Genomic DNA, 24,455 nt, shown 5'->3' with positions numbered 1-24,455 from the left:
TTACAAAGTTCAGTCTTTTTAGGATCTCATAGCCTCTACCTCTTCCACGGTAGTAGGTACATATTTTCCGAGTCTCCGTTTCCCTTCCGGAGTAATCAGATAGTCTTCTTCGTTGCGCAGTCCCCCGAAATCTTTGTATTTTTCTACCGCTTCATAGCAGATGAATTCCGTAAAACGTTTTTCGGCTTTCCAGCGGTCGATTAATTCGGGAATAAAATAAATTCCGGGTTCAATGGTTAATACAAAACCGGGTTCCAGTTTACGGCCTAGCCGGAGGGATTTTAAGCCGAAAAGAGTGCTTTTCGGTTGTCCGTCATAGCCGACCCATACCTCGCCCAGATTCTCCATATCGTGTACATCCAGTCCCATCATATGACCTAATCCACAAGGGAAAAAGAGTGCATGGGCTCCGGCTTGTGCAGCTTCCTGAGGATCTCCTTTCATGAGGCCGATGGCTTTCAGGCCTTCTGCCAGGGTAGCGGCTGTTTTCAGATGGATATCTTTAAACATAAGACCGGGTTGGAGGGCAGCTACTGCCGTTTGGTGAGCGTGGAGGGCGATATTATAAATTTCCTTTTGACGTTCGGTAAATCGTTTGCCTACCGGAAAAGTAGAAGAAAGATCGCCTGCGTAATGCATCCGGTTTTCCGCTCCGGCATCCAGCAAAAACATCTGCCCTTCTTGGGCGATATGTCCATGATAATGGTTGTGCAGGGTTTGCCCGTGTACGGTCGCAATGACCGGGAAAGAAAGATTCCCTTCGTCCCGTAGTGCGATTTCCGTAACGGCTGCGGCTACTTCCGATTCTTTCATACCCGGGCGGATCATTTGCATTGCTTTTATGTGCATATTCGCCGAAATCGTTACGGCTTCTTCAATTTGTTCGATTTCTTCTGCGGATTTATAATTTCGCTGATTGACGACAGCCCGGATAAAATCGACAGAGCTTCCTTTAGCTTGCTGGTCGGGAGGGATGCGGAGCAATTCAAAGAGCCGGAGGATATGTTCTCCTCGGTAAGGTGGCAGATAATGGATTTTACGTCCTTGGGATATTGCCTTTTTCAGATATTCTTCCAATTGGGCTACAGGACGGATTTCGGTGATACCGACTCTTTCGCTTTTTTCCCGTATACTCGGCTGGGTACCCATCCAGACAATATCGTCCAGGGTGAGTTCATCTCCGAAAATAATGTCTTTATTTTCTTCTACATCAAGGACAGCAGATAAACCGGCATAATCCGAACCGAAAAAATACAGAAAAGTAGAATCCTGACGGTAAGGATAAGTATTGTCGGCATAATTCATGCTGCTTTCAGCGTTTCCCAGGAAAAGTAAAATACCATTTCCTACTTCTTTTTTCAGGCGAGTACGCCTATGGATATAAGTTTCTTTTGAAAACATAAGGAATAAAATTAAAATTTCTGGATTATAAAAGACTAGCATTTTGCAACGATCGCAAAATAAGAAAATGAATCTTTCAAAAGACTAACAAATCTGACATTCGTAAAGCCCTTTGTAATCGGTATTGTATTTTAATATGAAACGATTGAATAATACCATTGGCTAATTTTTAGGTTTCCAAAGGTATAAATTATTCGTTATATATTTATGTCCGGTAAAACTTTTTCCTGCCGTTTTAAATATATAATTTTGCGAAACAAAACGAGGGGATATCTTCGACATGGAGGAAAGCTAACAAGGACTTTTCTAAGCTAAACAGTTATGGAATGGGTGAATAATTTACTATTCGGAACGGGTATCGGGCATTCGATCTTATTGATTGCCGTGGTGATATTTGTCGGTATTTTTTTAGGTAAAATTAAAATAGCGGGTATATCATTAGGAATTACGTGGATTCTTTTTGTCGGCATTATTTTAAGTCATTTTGGTTTGCGGATGGATTCTCATGCGCTTCATTTTTTAAAGGAATTCGGGTTAATTCTTTTTGTATATTCTATTGGATTACAAGTTGGTCCCGGATTTTTTTCTTCTTTTAAAAAAGGAGGAATTACCTTGAATCTTTTAGCAACGGGAGTGGTCTTTTTAGGCGTGATAATTACTTGCGGGATTCATTTTATTACAGGTATTCCTATTACTACTATGGTAGGGATATTATCGGGGGCTGTGACCAATACCCCGGGATTGGGGGCAGCTCAGCAGGCTTATTATGATATGACAGGGATTGAACTTCCTTCTATTGCGATGGGATATGCTGTGGCTTATCCTCTGGGTGTGATCGGTATCATATTGGCTATTGTGTTGATCCGCTATATCTTCCGGATCTCTTTTGAAAAAGAAAACCGGAGTGCACAGGAGGCTGCAGACGAAAGAGCCTCCCGGGCGACTCATGTTTCCTTAGTGGTTAGAAATCCGGCTTTGTTCGGGAAAAAAATATCGGAAGTGGCTTCCCTGATCGATAAGAAGTTTGTAATTTCCCGTATCCTGCATGAAGAAAAAGGATTGAAAATTGCAAAGTCGGGGACTTATCTGGAAGAAGGGGATAAATTATTTGTCATTGCCGCTACACAGGATATTAATACAATTGTAGCTTTTATAGGGGAAAGAATCCCGATGCACAGGGCAGAATGGGAAAAATTGGATACCAATTTAGTTTCCCGCCGGATTCTGATTACCCGGGGAGAGGTCAATGGAAAAACATTAGGGCAATTACATTTAAGGGGTGGGTTCGGCATCAATATTACACGTGTGAACCGTTCTGGGTTGGATTTGGTGGCCCATCCCGGTTTGCAATTGCAAATAGGCGATCGGGTGACGGTAGTCGGGACAGAAACCGATGTAGCTGGCGTAGAAAAAGTTTTGGGAAATTCATTGCGTCGGTTGCGGGAACCCAATTTAGTACCCTTATTTTTAGGTATTGCCCTGGGGATTATTTTAGGAAGTATTCCTTTTGCTTTTCCCGGAATTCCTCAACCTGTAAAGTTAGGATTGGCGGGAGGTCCTTTAATTGTAGCGATTCTGATTAGTCGGTTTGGTCCTCATTATAAGCTTGTTACCTATACGACTATGAGTGCAAATCTGATGCTGAGGGAAATCGGCATAGCCCTTTTCCTGGCTTGTGTCGGACTGGATGCGGGAGAGGGATTTGTAGAAACAGTCGTAAACCAAGGGGGCTTTTCTTGGATAGGGTATGGTTTTATCATTACTTTCCTTCCTTTGATGATTATCGGTATTATTGCCCGCTGGGTTTATAAAGTGAATTATTTTACTTTAATGGGCCTGATTGCCGGCAGTATGACAGATCCGCCCGCATTGGCTTATTCCAATGCTACTTCTGGGAATGATATGCCTTCCGTGGGATATGCTACTGTATATCCCCTGACTATGTTTTTAAGAGTGTTGACGGCTCAGGCTTTGGTACTGAGTTTTGTCTGAAACCGAAAGGCCAGTTTAAAAACGGGATTCAGTTTGAGAATCTAATTTCCCTGAAAGAAACTTTTGGGAAAAAAGATCTTTTACTTTATTCCCTTGAGTGAAATTCTTACAGGTAAAGATAGAACATATTCCTTGAATGAATAAGTAAACCGGATCTGTTTTTTCCTTTTATGTATTCCCTTTCGGCATCTGTTCCGCTTTTCTGAAACACTTGGATTTTGAGGTAACCTCCTTATCTCCTAAAGAGATTTGAAGCGTTACAGCTAGCAGGAAAATCAGCTAAAACAATTCTACCCCTTACTTTATATTAAATCTTTTTTTATATTTGCATGAAAAGTAAAAGAAATGAAGCTGGCTTTCTTGGGTATATGGATTGTATTACTGTTTCTTTTTTCAGAAATGAAGGAAGAAAAGAAAGGGTATATAGAGGAAGACAGTCCTGTTCTCACGGAAATGTCGATAGCGGGAAACGTTGCGGAGCAATTCTGCGGGAAAAATTTCTTTCATTTTTGTAAAAGAGGGGACGAGATCCTGGCTTATACGTTGGATCTGTCCGATCAATACAAGGGAATTACTTTTGCGGCGGGGGGAACGATGTTAGCCAATCGTAACAGCAGAACGGCTTTACTGATATCCCTGGAAGCGGATAAATATAAAAATCTATTGTCTGTCCGTTATTTAGAGGGTTTTTATATTTATTTCCTGCGGAAGATTATAATCTAGATGTCTTTTCTTGTCATTTTTATCTACAATTTTTAGTGCTTCTTAAAAAAAGAAATAGGTTTATTTAGGTATGTTATTGTAGTGTAAATTTTATTACGTTATCCTATTTTTTTAAGAATTGGTATATTTTTTGAATTAACCTTTAAGACAACTTTTTTAAACGAAATTTCGTTAAAAGTTTGTGGTATGGGAGTATTGAAAGCATAAATTAAAATTATGGCAGAGAAATTCGGATATGTAACCCAGGTAATCGGTCCTGTGGTAGACGTAATATTTGAGGAGGGCGGAGAAAGTTTACCGCCGATTTACGAAGCGCTGGAAATCGAGAGGGATTCGGGAGAAAAATTGATTGTGGAAGTCGAGCAGCATATTGGGGAAGATACAGTACGTTGTGTGGCTATGGATACCACAGACGGGCTTCATCGGGGCATGAAGGCCTTGGATTTGGGGCATCCTCTGACGATGCCGGTAGGACGACAGATCAAGGGAAGATTGATGAACGTGACAGGGGACGCCATAGATCATTTGGCTCCTTTGGATTATTCGGAAACGCGTTCTATACATCAGGAAGCTCCTAAATTTAAAGATCTGTCGATTAACGAAGAATTCATGTTGACAGGAATTAAAGTGATCGATTTGCTGGAACCCTATTCGAAAGGCGGGAAGATCGGGTTGTTCGGAGGAGCTGGGGTCGGAAAGACTGTGCTCATCATGGAATTGATCAATAATATAGCCAAAGGACACAATGGTTATTCCGTTTTTACGGGTGTCGGGGAACGGACGCGGGAAGGGAACGATCTGTTGCGGGAAATGATAGAGTCCGGCGTGATTAATTATGGAGAAGTTTTCCGGGAGAAGATGGCAAAAGGAGATTGGGATGTGAAAAGCGTAGACATGGAGAAAGTCAATCAATCGCAGGCTACTTTGGTGTTCGGACAGATGAATGAACCTCCCGGAGCCCGTCTGAGGGTTGCTTTGTCCGGTTTGACGGTGGCTGAGACTTTCCGGGATTCCAATGAAGGAGGAAATGAGATATTACTTTTTATCGATAATATTTTCCGGTTCACACAAGCCGGTTCGGAGGTATCCGCTTTGTTGGGCAGAATGCCTTCTGCTGTAGGATATCAGCCTACGCTGGCCTCGGAAATGGGGAAATTACAGGAGAGAATTGCTTCTACAAAATACGGTTCCATTACTTCCGTGCAGGCTATTTATGTGCCGGCAGATGATTTGACGGACCCCGCTCCTGCGACGACTTTTAATTTCCTGGATGCGACAACGGTGTTGAGCCGTAAGATTACGGAATTGGGTATTTATCCGGCTGTAGATCCCTTGGAGTCTTCATCCAGAATATTGGATCCCAATATTGTCGGGGAAGAACATTATCGTACTGCACAGCAAGTGATCGAATTATTGCAGCATTATAACGAATTGCAGGATATCATCGCTATTTTGGGGGTAGATGAATTATCTGATTCCGATAAGACTGTGGTGGCGAGGGCAAGACGTGCACAGCGCTTTTTATCCCAGCCTTTTCATGTAGCAGAACAATATACCGGTCTTCCGGGGGTTATGGTGCCTCTGGAAGAGACAATACGCGGGTTTAAGATGATTCTGAGCGGAGAAATGGATGAATATCCGGAGCAGGCTTTTATGAATACGGGAACCATAGACGAGGTCATCCGGAAAGGAAAAGAGATGATGGCGAAGGCCGGCAAATAAATAGAAGCAATACTTAGAAATTATGATACTGAGGGTTATATCCACAGAGAAAATTCTTTTTGACGGGGCGGTCGACCGGGTGACTTTGCCGGGAAGCTGTGGTCCTTTTACTGTATTGGAGAATCATGCACCCTTGATTTCGACCTTATTACGGGGAGAAATTGTGTATGTGGCCGAAGGCAAGGAGGTAAAGATTGCGGTAGAGGGGGGAATTGTGGAAGTGAGGGACAATCAGATTGCCGTATGTTTAAATTGAGTGTAAAAGAAAGGATGTGGTTTTGAGGGAGCAGGAGAAAGATGGGTTTGTTTACTCAAAATGTTGTATATGAAGAAAATAATTATATGTTTATCCACTTTGTTCGTTTTCCTGTTCACCGCAGAAGTTTTTGCGGCAGAGGAGGGAAAGGAGGAAGGGAGGTTTAATCCGAAAGAGGCTATTTTCAGTCATTTGGGAGATGAGTATGGCTGGAGTATAGTATTGCCTCATGGGAAGCTTCTGGAGATTCCTTTGCCGGTTATTTTGCATGGGCAACGAGGGTGGTCTGTTTTCAGCTCTTCTCGTTTACGGGAAGGAAAGGCATACGAAGGGTTTTATATTGCTTCCAGTGGAAAGTATGCTGGTAAAATAGTAGGAGAGAAGAATGGAGAAGAATACAGGCCGTTGGATGTGTCGGTGACGAAAAATGTGTTGGCGTTGTTCATTACGGCTGTTGTTGTTATGTTCGTACTTTTTCCTTTGAAACGGTGGTACAGGCGGAATCCTCTGTTGGCACCCCGGCGGGGTTTAGGCGTTGTGGAGATGATAATCGATATGGTTTACGGGGAAGTGATAGTGCCTGTGTTAGGTGGGGAGGCGAAGCGGTTTGCTCCTTATTTGCTGACGTTGTTTTTCTTTATCCTGTTTTCCAATTGGCTGGGAATGATTGTCGTTTTCCCGGGAGGGGCAAATGTGATGGGAAATATATCTGTTACACTGGTTTTAGCCGTATGTACCTTTGTTGTGGTAAATGTATCCGGAACAAAAAAGTATTGGAAGGAAACGGTATGGCCGGATGTGCCGGGATGGTTGAAATTCCCCTTGCCGATATTGCCTTTGATAGAGATTTTCGGCGTCTTTACCAAACCTATCGCTTTGATGATCCGTTTGTTTGCAAATATGATGGCCGGACATTTGATTACCTTAGTACTGATTGCGCTGATATTTGTATTCGGGGCTTTGGGGGCAGCGGCTACTGCCGGGTCGACCGTGATTGCTGTTTTATTTGCCGTATTTATGAATGTGATTGATTTTTTGATTTGTTTTATACAGGCGTATGTGTTTATGATGTTGTCGACTATATTTATTAGTTTGGCAAGGGTGGGAAGTAAATCCGCTTCCTAGTCTTCGTTTGAGAAAAGAAAAAATATTGATAACCATTTAAATTTGAGAAGTATGTTAAGTTTTATTGCATTACAGATGGCAGCTGGCGTAAGTCTGGCAAAAATAGGTGCTTGTATCGGAGCTGGTTTAGCTGCTATCGGCGCGGGTATCGGCATCGGTAAAATCGGGGCGAATGCCATGGATGCGATTGCGCGTCAACCGGAAGAAACAAACAGTATCCGGACAAATATGATTGTAATAGCTGCTTTGATCGAAGGGGTGGCTTTGTTTGCTATTATTGTTTGTATTATTGCATTATTTGTATAAGAGGTAATTCGGGTAAGAAGGCTGTTTACCGTTTTCTTCCCAATAAAAAATGAAGTTATGGCATTATTTGAGCCGGAATTCGGGCTGGTATTCTGGATGTTGGTTGTTTTCCTGATTCTTTTGGGAATATTGGCAAAGTTTGCCTGGCCGATGATCCTCAAGAGTGTGGAGGAAAGGGCAGATTTTATCGACAAGGGGGTACAATATGCTCAGGAGGCGGTAGAAAAAAAGAAACAGGCAGAAAAAGATGCTCAGGCTCTGTATGCAGAAGCTCAGCGTCGTCAGTTGGAGATCGTACAGGAAGCTCAGCGTTTGAAGGAGAGTATTGTAAGAGAGGCTAGGAAGGCGGCCTCGCAGGAAGCTCAAAAAGTACTGGAAGCCGCTCGTTTAGCTGCTGAGCAGACCAAAAAAGAGGCGGAAGTACAGATGCGACGGAGGGTAAGTAAATTGTCTCTGGAAATTGCCGGGAAAGTGATCCGGGAAGATTTATCCGGAAACAAAGCTCAGGAAGAAATGGTGGAAAAATTTCTGAATGAACTGGAAAATAAGAATTGATGAAAATAAATAATTTACGTTTTCTTTCGGTAACTTCGGAAAGAGCGGACCGTAAATTTTAGTATAAAGGGTAAAACATGAACGAGGGTTTGATCTCACAGCGGTATGCTAAAGCTTTATTCCGGTATGCGAAGGAATTGGGAGTAGAAGAACTGGTCTATGAGAAGATGAAGTTGTTTCTGGAGAATTACGAAGCTTATCCGGATCTGCAAAAAGCTTTATTAAATCCTGTCCTGTCTCCCCGGGACAAAGAATTGTTGCTTTCTACGGCTATCGGTATTGAGCCGGGAGAGGCTTATATACGGGCTATACGGTTATTGATCAAAAACCACCGGGAAAGTTATCTGCGGACGATTGCTTTTATTTATGAGGATATTTATCGCAAGGCAAACGGTATTATCCGGGTCAATATTATTACGGCACAGGAATTGGCACCGGCCGTAATGGAGAAAATTCAGAAGTTGGTGACTGAACATACTTCCCGGCAGGTGGAATTTTCCAGCTCCATAGATCCTCAGATCATCGGTGGTTTTATTTTAAAAATCGGTTCGGAGCAATTGGATGCTTCTGTGAGGAAAGAATTGAAACAGATTCGTTCTGCATTGTTGAACGTGTAAGAACGGGCGGAAGGGGAGAAATGTTCGGGAGTGAAAAGTTAGGTAAGCGAATTAAAAAAAAATGTTATGAGTAAAGTGGATGAAGTTTCGGATATACTCGAAATGCAGCTTAAAGGAATAGATACAAAGACGGTTTTTGAGGAAGTCGGAACCGTTTTGGAAGTCGGGGATGGAGTGGCTCATGTATTTGGATTGGATAATGTACGTTCAAGTGAGTTGGTTGAGTTTGAAAATGGAGTGAGAGGTGTGGCGATGAACCTGGAACAGGATAATGTAGGGGTTATTTTGATGAATGCAGGCGACCGGGTAAAAGAAAATTTTACGGTAAAACGGACGGGGCATATTGCTTCCATCAAAGTCGGGGAAGGTTTATTGGGACGGGTCGTCAACACTTTGGGAGATCCTATCGACGGGGCGGGACCGATTGAGGGGGATACGCTTGAACTTCCTTTGGAGCGGAAAGCGCCGGGGGTTATTTTCCGTCAACCGGTAAAGGAGCCGTTACAAACCGGAATTAAAGCTGTCGATTCGATGGTGCCGATAGGCAGGGGACAGCGGGAGTTGATTATCGGAGACCGGCAGACCGGAAAAACGGCAATTGCTGTCGATACCATACTCAACCAAAGGGAAAATTTTCAGAAAGGGAAACCGGTTTATTGTATTTATGTGGCCATTGGTCAAAAGGCTTCGTCTGTAGCTACTTTGGTGAATACCTTGCGGGAAAAGGGGGCTTTGGAATACTGTATTATTGTTGCAGCCAACGCTTCGGATTCGGCAGCGATGCGTTATTATGCTCCTTTTGCGGGAGCTGCTGTCGGAGAATATTTCCGGGATAGCGGACGCGACGCCCTGGTGGTATACGACGATCTTTCCAAGCAAGCTGTGGCTTATCGGGAAATTTCCCTGATTCTGAGGCGTCCTTCCGGGAGGGAAGCTTATCCGGGAGACATATTTTACCTGCATTCCCGTTTGTTGGAAAGGGCGGCCCGTATTATTTCCAGTGATGAAGTGGCTGCACAGATGAATGATTTGCCGGAGGTGCTCAGGCCTTTGATAAAGGGTGGCGGTTCCCTAACGGCTTTACCGATTATTGAAACGCAGGCCGGGGATGTCTCTGCTTATATTCCGACTAACGTTATCTCCATTACCGACGGACAGATTTTTTTGGATACGGCATTGTTTAATGAGGGTGCCCGGCCGGCTATTAATGTCGGCATATCCGTCTCCCGTGTCGGTGGAAATGCTCAGTTAAAATCGATGAAAAAAATAGCCGGAACATTAAAAATTGATCAGGCGCAATACCGTGAATTGGAAGCGTTTTCTAAGTTCGGAGGAGATACGGATGCGGTGACAGCTATGGTGATCGATAAGGGACGTAAAAATGCGAGATTACTCATACAGCCCCAGTATGCTCCTATGCCTGTGGAAGAAGAAGTCGCCGTTATTTATTGTGGTACGCAGGGCTTATTGAAAGACGTGCCTCTGCACCATGTGTCGGATTTCGAAAAATTATACTTGGAGTTGTTAAATGCCCGTTACCGGAAAGAAGTGTTGGACCGATTGAAGGCAGGTATATTGGATGAAAAAGCGGAAGAACTGATGACTGCTGTAGCAGCAGAGGTGGCTGAACGTTTTAAAATATAGTTATTTGCAAAACCGGAATCGGAGGGGGATGAGGGCGGCAACGAAAAGGATAGGGGAGACGATTTAAAAGTTCATTTGTTAGCGGGTTTCCGATAGAGGTATTGGCGAGGATGAAACAAAATTAATACGTGTAATAAAGAGAAATAAATTTCTTTTGGTAAAGGAAGAATAAAAAGGAATATTTATGGCAACCATGCGTGAACTGAAGCGGAGGATTAGTTCCGTCCAATCTTCTCAAAAAATTACCGGAGCGATGAAGATGATTTCATCTGCCCGTTTGCGGAAGGCGGAGATAGCGTTGAGCCGGGCTATGCCTTATGAAGAACAGTTGCGGTCGATATTGAATCATGTGAATGAAAGAGATTGTGATTTTGTTTCTCCTTTGCGTCAGGAGCGGGAAGTACGACAGGTGGCAATAGTGATTTTGGGATCGGATGAAGGTTTGTGCGGGGCTTTTAATCTTAATTTATATAAAAAACTGGTTCAGGCGGTAGAAGAATATCGGACGCAGGGTGTGGAGCAACCGGAGGTTTATCCGGTAGGGAAAAAAATTATCGGAGATGTCCGGAGGATGCGAAATATCGGGCTAAAAGACATACCGGATTCGTTTGTTACGGGCCGGTATGCAGAAGGAGTGAAAGCTTTGTCGGATGAATTGATTACCCGTTTTCAAAGGGGAGAAATCGACCGGGCAGAAGTGATTTATACTCATTTTAAAAGTATGGGGTCCCAGACTGTGGAACGCTTGCAATTGCTGCCCTTGAGTCCTCGTAAACAAGATGAACAGGCTGGGCCTGACCATTTGGAGAAACCGCGGATGTATATTTATGAACCCGGTTGCCGGGAAATTTTCGAAACCCTTTATCCTTTGATGATCCGGACCTTGTTTTATAAAGTGCTATTGGAAAATCAGACTTCGGAACAGGCTATCCGGATTGTGGCGATGCAAATGGCAAGCGATAACGCCTATAAATTACTGGGTAGCCTACAGTTAGAATATAATAAGCTACGTCAGCAAGGAATTACGACAGAATTGCTGGACATGGCCGGTGGAAGTGTACAGGAATAAAAGCCGGATTCCGTTCGTTTAAGAGAAATACATTCTTAAAATTCTTCTTTTACACATTAGGGACGTGCCCTAATGTGTAATTTTTTTAATTTTATTTCTAAGAAACCTGGATAATAATTGAGTTTTAAGTGATTTCTGCTTTTCGCAGAAAAGGTCCGTCCCTCTGGGCTATCTCTTTGCGTTTATCGATATAAACTGTGGATTAGTCGACGGAAAGGAAGGGTATGTCTAATAAAATTGTCTCCGAAAAATACATCCTTTACTTTTGTTTGTGTAAAATGTTCCTAGAGTCAGCTTAAAAGAGGGAACACAAACTTAAACTAAAAAATTATGAAAGGGATGATGATTTCGGTTCTACTTTTCTCTCTCTGTACGACTTTGCCGGGAAGTGCTCAGGAGAAATTGTGGAGTTTACAAGATTGCATTGATTATGCGTTAGATCAGAATATTCAGGTCAAAAAAAGTAAAATCGCTTTAGAAGAAAGCAAAGAGAATACCTTACAAACCCGGGCGCAGCTTTTTCCTTCTCTGGCTTTTTCTTCCGGTCAGAATTTAGTAAATCACCCCAAGACCATAGATACCGATAAAAATAGCTATACGGGCACTTACGGTTTCAGTTCTTCGATGAGCCTATATCGGGGAGGAGAGCTGCGTTTAAACCTAAAGCAACAGCAATTACAGGATAAAATTCAGGAATTATATATACAGGAAGCTGAAAATAATATTGAAATCGCTATTACAGAAAGCTATTTGCAGGTTTTGTATGCTGCTGAAGCTGTGGAAATTAATAAAAAAACGGTGGAGATTTCAGCGGCACAATGCGACAGAGCCCGTGAATTATATGCGGCTGGGGATATAGCTCAAAGTGATTTAGCTCAATTGATATCCCAGTACAGTGCTGATAAATACCAATTGGTGGTAGCTCAGGCAACTTTAGAGGAGAAAAAGTTGGAACTCAAGCAATTATTGGAATTGGACATTTCTGCGGTTGTGGAATTGAATGTTCCGGCAATCCAGGAAAGTGATGTCTTGCAACGATTACCATCTAAAGAAGTTGTTTATGCGGCAGCGCTTGATTTTATGCCGGAAATTAAGAGTAGCCAATTGGCCGTAAATTCTGCCGAGTATGACGTAGCTGTTGCGCGTTCGGGTTATCTGCCTTCCTTAGACCTGACGGCAGGAATCGGTAGCACTCATAGTTCCGGATCGGATTATTCTTTTTCAAGGCAGATGAAAAATAATTTTAACGAAAGTATTGGGTTGACACTAAGTGTTCCGATTTATAGTAACCGGAAAAATAAATCTGCGGTAAAAATTGCCCGTTTGAAAGTGGAAAATGCGGATTTAGAATACCTGAATATGCAAAAAGATTTATTGAAAACGGTGGAAACCGTTTATCTAGATGCTGTTTCTTCTCAGGACCGTTATCGCTCGGCTATGGAAAGTATGAACGCGGCCCGGCAGAGTTTTGCATTGGTACAGGAACAGTTTAATCTGGGGATGAAAAATACCTTGGAAATGCTGACCGAGAAGAATAACTTACTGATTGCTCAACAAGAAATTATTCAGGCTAAGTATATGGCTATTTTAAGTCAGCAGTTGCTGAATTTTTATCAGGGAAAAGGAATTCAGTTGGGCATGCAGACAGAATCATACAGGTAAAATTTAAATCGATATAAAATGAAAAAGAGTAAACTGGTAACAATCGGAGGAATTATGCTCGTTTTGGGATTGTGCGGCTATTTTTTTCTGGGAGCTTCCGGAAAGGAAAAGATAGGCTGGGAAACGGTAAAAGTAATGCGCGGTTCTATGTCAAATATGGTGTCGGCGACAGGTACCGTAGAACCGGTGACAAAAGTGGATGTCGGTACGCAGGTATCCGGTATTATCGATAGGATATATGTGGACTATAACAGTGTGGTTAAGAAGGGACAGTTGATAGCAGAAATGGATAAAGTAACCTTGCAGGCGGAACTGGAATCGCAGGAAGCTGTGTTGGCAAATGCCAAGGCAGAATACGACTATCAACAGAAAAATTATGCCCGTAAAAAGGTATTGTTTGAGAAAAAGCTTATCAGTGACAGTGATTATGAGACAGCTACTTACGATTATGAAAAAGCTAAAAGTTCTTATGAAAAATCGAGGGCAGATATTGTAAAAGTTCAACGAAATCTGGGTTATGCTGTGATTACCAGTCCGATAGACGGGGTTGTGATCAGCCGGGAAGTAGAGGAAGGTCAGACGGTAGCGGCCGGTTTTGAAACTCCTACTTTGTTTACGATAGCTAAAGATCTGACCGAAATGCAGGTCGTTGCTGACGTGGATGAGGCCGATATCGGGCAGGTGGAAGAAGGACAGCGGGTGACTTTTTCTGTGGATGCATATCCCAATGATGTATTTAAAGGAAGAGTGACGCAGGTCCGGTTGGAAGCTACTGTGGAGTCGAATGTGGTGACTTACGAGGTGGTGATCAGTGCGCCGAATCCTGATTTGAAACTAAAACCGGGACTAACTGCTACAGTATCTATTTATACTTTGGAAAAAGAAGATGTCCCGGTGATTCCTGCAAAAGCGTTGAAATTCGTACCAGATGAACAAGTGGCACAGGCAAACGGATACCGATTATATCCCTTGAATAGAGAGAATACAGCTTTGCAAAAGACCGTATGGGTAAAGGAAGATTTAGTTTTGCAGGAAAAAGAAGTGAGTGTCGGGACGACCGTTAATTCTCAGGTTGAAATACTGGAGGGAGTAGGAGAAAATGAGGAAGTGGTAGTAGAGATGGTAGCTGTTGGAAAAAAGACAATCGGGCAACCTGCTTCCGGAGAAGGAGAAATGAGTCCTTTTATGCCGAAGCCTCCCGGACAGAAGAAAAATAATAAAACAAAAAATTAGAATTTGCGGGCTTAAATGTTTTCGGATAATGAATGCAATTATTGAATTAAAAGATATAAAACGGAATTTTCTGGTCGGAAATGAGACGGTACATGCTTTAAGGGAGGTGTCGTTTGTCATCCGGCCCGGGGAGTTCGTCACCATTATGGGAACCAGCGGGTCCGGAAAATCGACTCTTTTGAATATTTTAGGGTGTTTAGATACTCCGAGCTCAGGGGAATACCGGTTGGATGGTTATTCGGTGCGGCAAATGGGAAAAAATGAACGGGCGGAACTGAGGAATCATAAGATCGGGTTTGTATTTCAGTCTTATAATTTATTGCCTAAGACAACCTCGATAGAGAATGTAGAATTGCCATTGATGTATAACCCGGCTATATCGGCCAAGGAGAGAGAGCGTCGGGCAGTAGCGGCCTTGGAGGCGGTTGGATTGCACGATCGGCTTTATCATAAATCGAATCAGATGTCCGGAGGACAGCAACAGCGGGTAGCCATTGCCCGGGCATTGGTAAACGATCCGGTGCTGATATTGGCTGATGAGGCTACGGGAAACCTGGATACCCGGACTTCTTTTGAGATACTGAGCTTGTTTCAGGATTTGCATGCCCGGGGACGAACCATTGTATTTGTGACGCATAATCCTGAACTCTCCGCCTATAGCAGTCGTACGATTGTCCTAAAAGATGGGAGAGTGATACAGGATACGGAAAATAAAAAGATTGCTTCTGTAAAAGAAGCCTTGGCAGCTATGCCGAAAACAGAAGATTAAAGGAAATGTCAAAAACTTTATGGACTATTTCCTCGGCTCAAATTTAAAATGAAAAAGAATGAACTTTACGAATTTATTCAGAATAGCTTTACGGGCTTTGGGAAATAATAAGATGCGGGGATTCCTGACCATGCTGGGAATTATTATCGGGGTGGCTTCCGTAATTACAATGCTAGCTATCGGACAGGGATCCAAACGGAGTATACGTGCCCAGATTGCAGAGATGGGATCCAATATGATTATGATTCATCCGGGGGCCGATATGCGTGGAGGAGTCCGTTTGGATGCTGCCGATATGCAGAGTTTAAAATTGGAAGATTATTATTCCATTGTAAATGAAGCCGGTTATGTATCCGCCTGTTCTCCTTCCGTAAGTAGTGGCGGACAAACCATTTACGGAGCTAACAATTATCCTACAACTATGTATGGGGTGAATCCGGACTATCTGGAAATCCGGAAATATTCTGTAGCCGAAGGCGAAATGTTTTCTGAACAGGATATTTTGAGTTCTGCCAAAGTCTGTGTGATTGGAAAGACGATTGTAGACAATCTGTTTACGAATGGGGAAGAGCCGGTAGTGAAAATTATCCGCTTCGGTAAGATACCTTTCCGCATTATTGGGGTGCTGGCCTCGAAGGGATACAATACAATGGGAATGGATCAGGACGACCTGATGCTTGCTCCTTATACGACCATACAAAAAAGGGTGTTGGCTATCACTCATTTACAAAGTATCTTCTGTTCGGCTTTAACAGAGGAAAAAACGGAGGATGCTGAAGCAGAAATTTCGAGTATTTTGCGTCGTAATCATAAACTGAAGGACGTGGACGATGATGATTTTAACATTCGTTCCCAACAAGAATTGAGTACGATGATGAATTCTACAACCGATATGATGACGATGCTATTGGCTTGTATTGCCGGGATATCATTACTGGTCGGGGGAATTGGAATTATGAACATCATGTATGTTTCGGTCACGGAACGAACCCGGGAAATCGGTTTACGAATGTCTATCGGTGCGAAAGGGCGGGATATTTTGGCCCAGTTTCTGATAGAAGCGATTATGATCAGCGTGACAGGAGGAATTATCGGGGTGATTTTGGGTATGGGGGCTTCCTGGATGGTGAAAATGATGGCCGGTTGGCCCGTTTACGTACAGTTGTATTCGGTTATTCTCTCTTTTGTTGTTTGTACGGTTACGGGAATATTTTTCGGTTGGTATCCGGCTCAGAAAGCTTCCAATTTAGATCCGATAGAAGCTATACGCTATGAATAATAAAAAATCCTTAACTTTGTAAAAACTTTATGTGCATTTCAGGATATGCATTAAAAAGGATACCTCCTGAAACTTCTCTGTATTTGGGTATATACAGGGAGATCATGCTGAAGAGAAGTTTCTTGCGACTGTTAAAAAGAAAATAATGATCTTATGAAACAAACAGATAAAAGACAGGCGTTACTGTGGTTAATCCATTTGATCGGCTGGGGAATTATGTTCGGTTTCCCCTTTTTCTTCGCCAGTCGGGAAGGCAATCCGATAACTTTTCAGTGGTATCTGGGATATGTATTCGTACCGGTAGCATTTATGCTCGTTTTTTACGTGAATTATTTTTGGTGGATTGATCGGGTACTTTTCCGGAAAAAACTCTTTCAGTTTATTCTATTGAATATCTTACTTATCAGTGCAATCTGTTTTTGTCTGGATGCTTGGATGCATTTTTATTTTCAGCATTTTATCAAAGCTGCTTTTTCAGGACATCCGGGTCCTCCCAAGGTCATGGTTATCTCCCGTGATTTTATGTTGATGGGATTGACGGCCGGGTTGAGCGTTGCCATACGGGTGACCGGGAACTGGTATAAAATGGAGACGGAACGGAAGGAATTGGAAAAAGGCCGGGTTGAAGCCGAATTGAAAAGCCTGAAAAATCAGCTGAATCCTCATTTCCTGTTCAACACCCTCAACAACATCTATTCCCTTATCGCTTTTAATCCGGAGACGGCACAGCATGCTGTTCACGATTTAAGTCGGTTACTGAGGTATATTCTCTATGAAAATAATCAAAACCGGGTTCCTTTAGCCAAAGAAATTGAATTTATCGACAATTATATTGCTCTGATGAAAATCCGTTTGCCGCTGGAGGTGGTTGTAGAAACAGAAATCTATGCGGAAAGAAATGTGGAGATTGCTCCTTTGCTTTTTATTACGTTGGTCGAAAATGCTTTTAAACATGGAGTAAGTCCTACAGCTCCTTCTTTTATTTCAATAGAATTGCATACGGTAGGAGAAGGGGAAGTCTTTTGCCGGGTGGAAAACAGCTATTTCCCTAAAAAACGGGAGGATAAAAGCGGTTCTGGAATTGGATTGGAGAATTTGCGCAAACGCCTGACACTTTTGTATCCGGGCCGTTATATGCTGGTGACAGAAAAACAGGGGGAAAAATTTGTAGCAGAATTACGAATCAGAATTTAAATCAGAAGAGAAAATGAATTTAAATTGTTGTATCATTGACGATGAGCCTTTGGCTTTAGGATTATTGGAAAGTTATGTACAAAAGACCCCTTTTCTGACGTTATGTGGGAAATATAACAGTGCGTTGACGGCCATGCAGGAGAGGTCGTTTGAAAATATCGATTTGCTTTTTCTGGATATTCAGATGCCCGAGCTGGACGGAATGGAATTTTCCAAAATGCTGGGAGATAAGGTACGGATTGTCTTTACCACCGCTTTTGAACAATATGCTTTAGACAGTTATAAAGTGAATGCGTTGGATTATCTGTTAAAGCCGATAGCTTATCCCGACTTTTTGCAGGCCGCCAATAAGGCTTTACAATGGTATGAGCGGATAGGACAGGGACCGGTAAAAAATAAATTGAGGCATATCTTTGTAAAAGCCGAATACAAACTGGTACAAATCGAATTAGAAAAAATTCTCTATATTGAAGGATTAAGAGATTACGTAAAGATTTACCTGCAAGATGAACCGCAACCTCTTGTTTCCTTGATGAGTATGAAAACTCTGGAAGAATTATTACCGGCTGAAGATTTTATCCGGGTGCATCGTTCTTATATTGTACAGGGGGATAAAATTAAGGTGATTGAACGAAACCGCATTATTTTCGGTAAACAGTATATTCCCGTTTCAGATTCCTATAAAGATAAATTTGCTGCCTTTTTGAGTGAAAGGGGGGTAAAGTAAAGAAAAGGAGTCTTCTTAGCTTGTATTGTTCTTGTTAATGGGAATTGTCCAGCGGATGCCCTATTTTGTATAACTGTTTTACTTTTATTTGGGTGCTGTATTGGTAAGCCTTTTCAAGCTTATGTGTAATTTTTTATGCATAACATATATATTAATCAGTACGACTGGATTTATTAAGTTTTTTTTATGCAATATCAGGTGTTAATCTTACTTTTGTCCAAAAGTATCACAGAATTAACGATTTGACTATGAAACAAAACAAGCTGCTGATGATTTTGACTGCGGTATTCGTAATATTGAGCAGTCTGCTGGCAGGATGTACGCATGATGATGTATATGATCCTAACCGGGGAAAAAATCCTCTTCCGGACCCGAATGAAATTTTCGGATTTGGAATGCGCGAAGAGATAAATTTGTATGTAAACTACGATTCTCCTGGAATCAAAGCTTTAATTGAAGTTTACGATGAAAATCCGCTTGCTTCTGAAAACAATGAACGCGAAAAGAAAGAAGGAGTAGAAGCGCTGTTTAAAATTTATACGGATGAAAACGGTAAGTTCGAGGGAAAAATGAACATTCCTGCGGCTGTGAATACGGTATATCTTTATACCGGAACGTGGGGATTACCGGGATGTCTGAAACTTGAGGTAAAAGACGGAAGCGTCCGTTTTGATATAACCCACTCCCAGAGTTCGGCTCCTAAAGCCGTGACACGGGCTTACCACTTTCCGGGAAAAGCGCCATACCTGATTGACGGGAAAAGGAACCTTTATTCCCTGTGTAAGTGGGGAGCATTCGGAGATCTTACTTATGATCCTGCAACGTTTGAACCCATAAAAGATTATATTACTGAGACTTCTTGGGTAGGAGAAGAATCAGTTGGTGATTTTGTCAGTCGTTTGCAATATTTTTTAGTGGGAGGGCGTCCCGGTTCACAAGTTGATAATTCTGCCTATGTGAAAGGACCGGAAACGACAAATCTGCATTTGTCCAAAGAAGCCTCTGTAGATGTGGTCTTTGTCAACAGAGATGCTGCCTATAACAATACTTTTGGTTATTATTATTACAAAGGGGATAACGTAGATGTTAAAACTGTGAAAAAATACATCGTATTTCCGAATGTATCCATTACACCTTCGTATAATGAACAATTTTATCGGATTCTCAGATGCGGGGATAAAGTACGATTGAAATTTTTTGGAGAAGATGGGAATGCCGCGGCTTCTGACAAATTTCCTGCCGGCTACACAATCGGTTGGTTTATTTATGCAGATGGTTTTGACAGTTCATTCTTCGAACTCGCGGATGAGATAAAAGAAAATGCTCCTCTGATTACCTCGAATGATGTGAAACAAAATTATATCACTCTTTCTGATCAAAAATCCGGAAAATTGATTATCGGCGTTGAGGATGGAGGAAATAAGAGTTATTGCGATTTATTGTTTTATACAGAAGCCAGTCCGATGGAGGCTGTAGAGGACCCTAACAGACCGGATATCGATCCGAATGTTCCTACGGATAAACCGGATGAAATAGAAACGGTAAGCGGGACGCTTGCTTTTGAAGATATCTGGCCTAGCGGGGGCGATTACGATATGAATGACGTCGTCATTGAATACGCACGTAAAGTGTCTTTTAATAAAAACAATATTGTTACTAAGATTGAAGATTGTTTTACACCTGTTCACGATGGCGCTTTATTTAAAAATGCCTTTGCTTATCAAATCGATCCCGATCAATGGGGTAAAGTTTCTTCTGCTGATGGAGTACAGACAGAAAATGTAACTTCTTCTATTATTGTCACTGACAATGTGAAAATTGCTCAGTTGAAAACTTTTTCGATTACCAGAGATTTCGGTGCAGGGCAAGGTTTTAATAAAAAGGATTTGAAAGAATACAATCCTTACATTATTGTAAAATATATTCCGGGACAACCGAACAGGACAGAAGTTCATTTGCCGAAACATGAAGCGACTTCTATGGTGGATCCTGAGTTGATTGGGAGTAAAAAAGATATGTATTATGTCGACCGTGAAGGAAAATATCCCTTTGCCATCGATATTCCAAAATTAGGTTTTACGGTCGTGACAGAAACCCAGCGTATTGATTCGGAATATCCTGACTTTATAAAATGGGCTGACTCAGAAGGTCAAAAGTATAAGGATTGGTATAATCATTATACAGGTCCGAACAAATAAAACAGAATTAAGAAGACAGATTTTTCTTTTTCATAAAAGGCTACAGGGGTATCGGCAACTGTAGCCTTTTTTATTTCTGGGGGATGGCGGACAAATTATTTCCTTGCTACCGGAAATCAAAAAGATGTAATTCTTTTTTCAGTATTCTCGGGATAAGAGTTTTCTGTTAAAATAGGATAGCTGACTACGATAAAAAAAGAGCAAAAGATCATAGAGGGGGAAGAGAAATTTTTTAACGGATACAAATGCATAGGGCTTGGCTTATACATTTGAATTTTTGTTAAAAATATTTATCTTTGGGTGCGTGTAAAAAACCAAAAACAAAACATAGAATGGAACAAGAGGAACAGAAATTGAACTCATTGCCCGAAAATGCATATCGGGAACTGAAACCGGGAGAGAAGTATAAACCGATGATGCCGGCAAATAGTAAACCGAAGGAGGTGACCCTATATTCTGTGGTATTCGGTATTATTATGGCTGTAGTGTTCTCCGCTGCTGCAGCATATCTGGGGCTGAAAGTCGGTCAGGTATTTGAAGCTGCTATCCCGATTGCCATTATTGCTGTCGGGGTGGGAAATTTGGCTAAAAAGAACAATATGTTGGGGCAGAATGTGATCATTCAATCCATTGGAGCCAGTTCGGGAGTCATCGTTGCCGGGGCTATTTTTACCTTACCGGCTTTGTACATTTTAGGTTTGGAAGCTGAATTCTACCAGATATTTCTTTCTTCTCTGTTGGGAGGTTTGCTGGGGATTCTGATGTTGATCCCTTTCCGGAAATATTTTGTCAAGGATATGCATGGGAAATATCCTTTTCCGGAAGCTACGGCCACCACAGAAGTGCTTGTGTCGGGAGAAAAGAAAGGAAATCAGGCTAAATTATTAGCTATTAGTGGATTGGTTGGAGGGTTGTATGATTTTTTTATCAGTACTTTCGGTTGGTGGACAGAGAATATTTCTACCCGTATTGTCGGTTGGGGAGAGTTGCTGGCGGAAAAATTGAAATTGGTATTCAAAGTAAATACAGGTGCTGCAGTATTGGGTTTGGGGTATATTATCGGATTGAAATATGCTGCGATTATTTGTGCGGGTTCGTTTGCCGTATGGTTTGTGTTGATTCCTTTTATCAGTTACTTTGGGGATGGACAAACGATTGCCGTGGGAGAAGGGATTACGACTTTGCTGAGGGATATGAGTCCGGAAGAGATATTTCGCAATTATGCCCGGCACATCGGTATTGGCGGTATAGCTATGGCCGGTATTATCGGGATCATCCGTTCTTCTAAAATTATCCGTCAGGCTGTTGGTTTGGCGGTCAATGAGCTGAAAGGGAAGAAAACGGCAGAGGAAACGGTGGAACGGACGCAGAAGGATTTGACGATGAAGTTTATTATGATTGGCATTTTGGCAACCTTGGTTACGACTTTCCTGTTTTTCCAGTTCGGTGTATTGGGGAATTGGTTTCAGACAGTAGTTGCTATTTTAATTGTCTTTGTCATTTCTTTCTTGTTTACGACGGTGGCTGCAAATGCCATTGCTATTGTGGGAACGAATCCGGTTTCCGGAATGACATTGATGACTTTGATATTAGCTTCTCTGGTGTTAGTCAGTGCAGGGCTAAGCGGAACAAACGGTATGATGGCCGCTATGGTGATCGGAGGGGTTGTTTGTACGGCTTTGTCTATGGCAGGTGGGTTTATTACTGACCTGAAGATCGGTTATTGGTTGGGAACCACTCCGGCCAAACAGGAAACCTGGAAATTTCTGGGTACGGCTGTTTCTGCTGCTACGGTTGCCGGAGTGATGATTATTTTGAATAAGACCTACGGCTTTACCGGAGAAGGGGCTTTGGTAGCTCCTCAGGCCAATGCGATGGCTGCCGTGATCAAGCCGTTGATGGAAGGTGGGGCTACTCCTTGGATGTTGTATTTTGCCGGAGCAGCTTTGGCTTTGATCCTGACCATGATTGGCGTACCGGCTTTGGCTTTTGCTTTGGGTATGTTTATTCCGTTGGAATTGAATACGCCCTTATTGGTCGGTGGGTTGGTGAGTTGGTTTGTGTCTACCCGCAGCAAAGACGAAGCCGTGAATAAAGCCAGACGGGACAGGGGTACTCTGATCGCTTCCGGATTTATTGCCGGCGGTGCCCTGATGGGGGTGATCAGTGCTATATTGAAATATGCCGGAGCAGATTGGTATAGAGCCTGGAGCGGAGCAGAGTGGTTGGCTGTCGTGATGTATATCGTCATTATCGGCTATTTTATCTGGGATGCGTTGAGAGGGAAAAAAGAATAGAACGCAGGAGGTACTATTCTTCGTATAATGAATTCAGTTTTGCTGACGATAAACGAATAACAATTGAAGATATGGAATTGAAAGAACGTTTTTTAAAATATGTAGGGTTCGATACCCAGAGTGATCCGGAGAGTGAAAAGTTTCCTTCTACGGACAAACAACTGGTATTGCTCAGATACCTGGCCGACGAAATGAAATCGCTCGGACTGACGGAAGTGGAAATGGACCAATACGGTTATGTCATGGGTACTCTTCCGGCTACACAAGGGTATGAAGATCGCCCCGTGATTGGTTTTATTTCTCACGTGGATACGAGTCCGGATATGAACGGGGCCAATATCCGTCCGCAGATCTTGACGGATTACGATGGCAAGGATATTCGTCTGAATGAAAATCTGGTAATGACGGTAACGGATTTTCCGGAACTGGCTTTCTTTAAGGGGCACACCTTAATTACTACTGACGGGACTTCTTTACTGGGAGCAGACGATAAGGCCGGAGTGGCAGAGATTATGACGGCCGCGGAATACCTGCTTAAACATCCGGAAATTCCGCATGGAAAAATACGGATCGGATTTACACCGGACGAAGAAATTGGCCGGGGAGTCGATTATTTCGATGTGCCCCGTTTCGGAGCGAAATTTGCCTATACTATGGACGGCGGTTTCGAAGGGGAGCTGGAATATGAGAACTTCAATGCTGCCGGCGCTAAGATTGTCATACAGGGACGTAATATCCATCCGGGGTATGCCAAAGATAAAATGCTGAATGCTTTGCAGTTGGCTACTGAAATCAACAGTATGCTCCCGGCTTGGGAGCGGCCCGAACACACCGAAGGGTATGAAGGATTTTACCATCTGACCAATATCAGCGGGGGCGTGGAGAATGCTGTGGTTGAATATATTATCCGGGATCATTCCCGGGAAAAATTTGAGGCCAAAAAACAATATCTCATTCGGATAACGGATTATTTGACTCAAAAATACGGGGAAGGGGTTATTACCTTAAATCTAAAAGACCAATATTATAATATGCGGGAAATGGTGGAACCTTATCCCGAAGTGATCGACAAAGCTCTCGAAGCCATGAAAGAAGCTGGGGTGATTCCCCTTGTACGGCCCATTCGCGGAGGTACCGACGGCGCCCGGCTTTCTTACATGGGATTACCTTGTCCGAACCTTTTTACCGGCGGAATGAATTTTCACGGTAAATATGAATATTGCTCCTTAAACACCATGCAAAAAGCCATGCAAACCCTATTGAATTTAGTTAAATTATGGGCCAAATAAACTTTTTTGTCCGGTCTTAAAATTTTTCGGTTCAATAAGCTTTGAGCTTATAAATCACTCAGAGATTTTTGAAAAGCGAACTTTCTGCTTTTGCAAAGTCTCTGAGTTTTTATTTGTTGGGGGCGTCGTTATAAAATTCCGGATGGTTTTTCATTTCTCTCTTGCCTGAATTCTCTCTTTTGAAAAAATAATTGTCCCCCTTTGTAGCCGGGTTTACAGATGTTTTTTAGATAAATGGTAATGGAGAGCTGGATACACTTTATAAAAAGTACGGTTATCCTTCTCCTCAAAAATTTTTGCAAGATTTGGTTCGTGAAAGCCGTTACTATTTTATATTCGATCGTCGTGATACAGGTATGGTAAAATCCGATTCGACCTTAGAAATCCAATTTTTAGG

General features: G+C 42.4%; 20 protein-coding genes. 19 read left to right on the top strand and 1 reads right to left on the bottom strand.

Annotated features, from left to right (window positions below; all coding sequences use genetic code 11):
- Window positions 1-18 precede the first annotated feature (18 nt).
- A complete protein-coding gene (locus tag HMPREF9449_RS06825) occupies window positions 19-1,401 on the bottom strand; it encodes an aminopeptidase P family protein (RefSeq protein ID WP_009136520.1) in 1,383 nt (460 codons plus the stop codon).
- Between the two features lie 321 nt (window positions 1,402-1,722).
- On the opposite strand from HMPREF9449_RS06825, the gene HMPREF9449_RS06820 reads away from it, so the two are divergent.
- The 19 genes from HMPREF9449_RS06820 (at window position 1,723) to pepT (ending at window position 24,058) form a co-directional block, all read left to right on the top strand.
- Window positions 1,723-3,393, top strand: coding sequence for a putative transporter (locus HMPREF9449_RS06820; protein WP_009136519.1), 1,671 nt, complete (start codon window positions 1,723-1,725; stop codon window positions 3,391-3,393).
- Window positions 3,394-3,738: 345 nt separating this feature from the next.
- Window positions 3,739-4,116, top strand: a complete 378-nt coding sequence (locus HMPREF9449_RS06815) for a hypothetical protein (protein WP_009136518.1) — start codon at window positions 3,739-3,741, stop codon at window positions 4,114-4,116.
- Window positions 4,117-4,332: 216 nt separating this feature from the next.
- On the top strand, window positions 4,333-5,838 hold the full coding sequence (gene atpD / locus HMPREF9449_RS06810; RefSeq protein ID WP_009136517.1) for a F0F1 ATP synthase subunit beta: 1,506 nt from the start codon (window positions 4,333-4,335) through the stop codon (window positions 5,836-5,838).
- Between the two features lie 22 nt (window positions 5,839-5,860).
- Window positions 5,861-6,094: a F0F1 ATP synthase subunit epsilon gene (locus tag HMPREF9449_RS06805; RefSeq protein WP_009136516.1), complete on the top strand. Its 234-nt coding sequence runs from the start codon at window positions 5,861-5,863 to the stop codon at window positions 6,092-6,094.
- Between the two features lie 69 nt (window positions 6,095-6,163).
- Window positions 6,164-7,219: a F0F1 ATP synthase subunit A gene (gene atpB / locus HMPREF9449_RS06800; protein ID WP_009136515.1), complete on the top strand. Its 1,056-nt coding sequence runs from the start codon at window positions 6,164-6,166 to the stop codon at window positions 7,217-7,219.
- 51 nt (window positions 7,220-7,270) lie between these two features.
- Entirely contained in the window at window positions 7,271-7,525 is a 255-nt protein-coding gene (atpE, locus tag HMPREF9449_RS06795; protein ID WP_009136514.1) for an ATP synthase F0 subunit C, read from the top strand.
- A 57-nt stretch (window positions 7,526-7,582) separates the two neighbouring features.
- On the top strand, window positions 7,583-8,080 hold the full coding sequence (gene atpF / locus HMPREF9449_RS06790; protein WP_009136513.1) for a F0F1 ATP synthase subunit B: 498 nt from the start codon (window positions 7,583-7,585) through the stop codon (window positions 8,078-8,080).
- A 77-nt stretch (window positions 8,081-8,157) separates the two neighbouring features.
- A complete protein-coding gene (locus tag HMPREF9449_RS06785) occupies window positions 8,158-8,697 on the top strand; it encodes a F0F1 ATP synthase subunit delta (protein WP_009136512.1) in 540 nt (179 codons plus the stop codon).
- A 66-nt stretch (window positions 8,698-8,763) separates the two neighbouring features.
- Complete coding sequence (atpA, locus tag HMPREF9449_RS06780) at window positions 8,764-10,341, top strand: F0F1 ATP synthase subunit alpha (protein WP_009136511.1); 1,578 nt, start codon at window positions 8,764-8,766, stop codon at window positions 10,339-10,341.
- Window positions 10,342-10,525: 184 nt separating this feature from the next.
- Window positions 10,526-11,410, top strand: coding sequence for an ATP synthase F1 subunit gamma (gene atpG, locus HMPREF9449_RS06775; protein ID WP_009136510.1), 885 nt, complete (start codon window positions 10,526-10,528; stop codon window positions 11,408-11,410).
- Window positions 11,411-11,740: 330 nt separating this feature from the next.
- The gene (locus tag HMPREF9449_RS06770) at window positions 11,741-13,072 is read left to right on the top strand and encodes a TolC family protein (RefSeq protein ID WP_009136509.1); all 1,332 of its coding nucleotides are present in this window, start codon (window positions 11,741-11,743) and stop codon (window positions 13,070-13,072) included.
- An 18-nt stretch (window positions 13,073-13,090) separates the two neighbouring features.
- Window positions 13,091-14,305 (top strand): efflux RND transporter periplasmic adaptor subunit, encoded by a 1,215-nt coding sequence (locus HMPREF9449_RS06765; protein WP_009136508.1) that lies wholly within the window; start codon window positions 13,091-13,093, stop codon window positions 14,303-14,305.
- A gap of 28 nt (window positions 14,306-14,333) precedes the next feature.
- A complete protein-coding gene (locus HMPREF9449_RS06760; protein WP_009136507.1) occupies window positions 14,334-15,074 on the top strand; it encodes an ABC transporter ATP-binding protein in 741 nt (246 codons plus the stop codon).
- Window positions 15,075-15,132: 58 nt separating this feature from the next.
- A complete protein-coding gene (locus HMPREF9449_RS06755; protein ID WP_009136506.1) occupies window positions 15,133-16,353 on the top strand; it encodes an ABC transporter permease in 1,221 nt (406 codons plus the stop codon).
- A 153-nt stretch (window positions 16,354-16,506) separates the two neighbouring features.
- Window positions 16,507-17,547: a sensor histidine kinase gene (locus tag HMPREF9449_RS06750; RefSeq protein ID WP_009136505.1), complete on the top strand. Its 1,041-nt coding sequence runs from the start codon at window positions 16,507-16,509 to the stop codon at window positions 17,545-17,547.
- 13 nt (window positions 17,548-17,560) lie between these two features.
- Complete coding sequence (locus tag HMPREF9449_RS06745; RefSeq protein ID WP_009136504.1) at window positions 17,561-18,274, top strand: LytR/AlgR family response regulator transcription factor; 714 nt, start codon at window positions 17,561-17,563, stop codon at window positions 18,272-18,274.
- Between the two features lie 248 nt (window positions 18,275-18,522).
- Window positions 18,523-20,472 carry an LruC domain-containing protein gene (locus HMPREF9449_RS06740; protein WP_009136503.1) on the top strand — a complete coding sequence of 650 codons (1,950 nt, stop codon included), beginning with the start codon at window positions 18,523-18,525 and terminating at the stop codon, window positions 20,470-20,472.
- Between the two features lie 332 nt (window positions 20,473-20,804).
- Complete coding sequence (locus HMPREF9449_RS06735) at window positions 20,805-22,769, top strand: OPT family oligopeptide transporter (protein WP_009136502.1); 1,965 nt, start codon at window positions 20,805-20,807, stop codon at window positions 22,767-22,769.
- A gap of 71 nt (window positions 22,770-22,840) precedes the next feature.
- Complete coding sequence (gene pepT / locus HMPREF9449_RS06730) at window positions 22,841-24,058, top strand: peptidase T (RefSeq protein WP_009136501.1); 1,218 nt, start codon at window positions 22,841-22,843, stop codon at window positions 24,056-24,058.
- Window positions 24,059-24,455 lie beyond the last annotated feature (397 nt).

Source organism: Odoribacter laneus YIT 12061, assembly GCF_000243215.1.
GTDB lineage: Bacteria > Bacteroidota > Bacteroidia > Bacteroidales > Marinifilaceae > Culturomica > Culturomica lanea.
This window is presented reverse-complemented; position numbering and strand designations above follow the sequence as displayed.